The organism is Bradyrhizobium sp. KZN70725 (assembly GCF_055264925.1).
On sequence record NZ_JBUYWT010000170.1, the window covers coordinates 1 to 1,314 of the forward strand.

1 protein-coding gene and 1 pseudogene are annotated in these 1,314 nt (G+C 62.7%); both read left to right on the plus strand.

All coding sequences use genetic code 11. The features are described 5' to 3' along the window. Positions 1-141: 141 nt before the first annotated feature. A pseudogene (locus ACZBJS_RS42505) lies at positions 142-554 on the plus strand (non-homologous end joining protein Ku); the annotation flags it as partial. A gap of 278 nt (positions 555-832) precedes the next feature. Next, a partial coding sequence (locus ACZBJS_RS42510; RefSeq protein WP_463440330.1) for a c-type cytochrome occupies positions 833-1,314 on the plus strand: 482 nt, incomplete at its 3' end.

Genomic DNA, 1,314 nt, shown 5'->3' on the forward strand with positions numbered 1-1,314 from the left:
CGAGCCAATCGCAGAGCCCTTGCGTCCAGGCGGCCTTGGCGTAAGTGAAGCTAGAGGCGCCCATCACCGCGACGAAGATTTGCGCCGGCCGGGTCTCGCCCGAAAGCCGATCGACGATCACCGGCACGGTGTCGCCGGCGTAAGGGGCTGGTCGGCACGCTGCTGCGCAACATCTATGAGGTGCGCGGCGAGCAGGAATATTTCGATCAAGAGGCGAAGCTGACGAAGGACATGCTCGACCTCTCCAGGCAGATCGTGAACAAGGCGGTCCGGTTCGAGCCGGAGAAGTTCGAGAACCACTACGAGACCGCTTTGATCGACCTCATCAACTAGAGCGCGCCGGCAAGCCGATCACGCAACGTCGTGGACCTGATGGAAGCGCTACTACGAAGCGTCTGCCAGGGGGCCTCGTCGGCGAAGGCGGGCAAGCCCGCCAAGAAGCCGCGCAAGGCAACCAGCGGCCAGAAAGAGATGCTGATGCCGATCGAGGGGAAGGAGCCGGCGAAGGAAGCTCGAAGAAGCCTGCGGCCAGGCCGGACAGGAAGTCGGCCTAGCTAGCGTGTGTTAAGGGCGCTGATGCAGTGCGACGATCGTCGGCACGTCGGTCGTCGGGGTGGGCGTGAAAGTCGCCTTTATGGGCTCGACCGCTGCTCGGCCGCGGACCACCTGAATTCGCATTGACGCCGGCGAGTCCCGAGCGTTGAATGGGTCTTTGAACTGCGGCCGGAGGAGTAGCGGCGTTTGTCGCCCTCAAACGCTCGGGCAGCCGCTCCTGATCTTTGCCTTCGGAAACAACAGTCTGGCTTCACCGACGCGCGCGGGGGCGAGAGCCATGAGATTTTCGACTGCGCTTTTGGTGTTTTCGTTCGCTTCGCTCGCTGCGGCAGGAGCGCGTGCGCAAAGCCAGGACGGCCCACCGGCATGGGCCTATCCAGTGAACCCTCCCAATTTTCAGCGCGCGCCTGACGATGGCACGATCAGGCGGGTTCCGGACAGCGCCGCCGGTTTTACGCTCACGCAAGTGCGCGATCTGTTCGCCGCGCCCGACTGGCATCCAGACGATCATCCGCCAATGCCTGAAATCGTCGCAACGGGGAGAAAGCCAGATGTGTTCGCGTGCGGAGTCTGTCACCGGGCAGACGGACCCGGCGGTCCAGAGAATGCCAGTCTATTTGGCCTTTCCGCGGAATACATCATTCAGCAGACGGCGGAATTCAAGGCGGGTCTGCGCACGAACTCGGTGCCTCGGGTCGCCACCGATCTGATGATCAAGTTGTCTAAAGCGGTGACCGATCAGGAGCTCAGAGAGGCTGG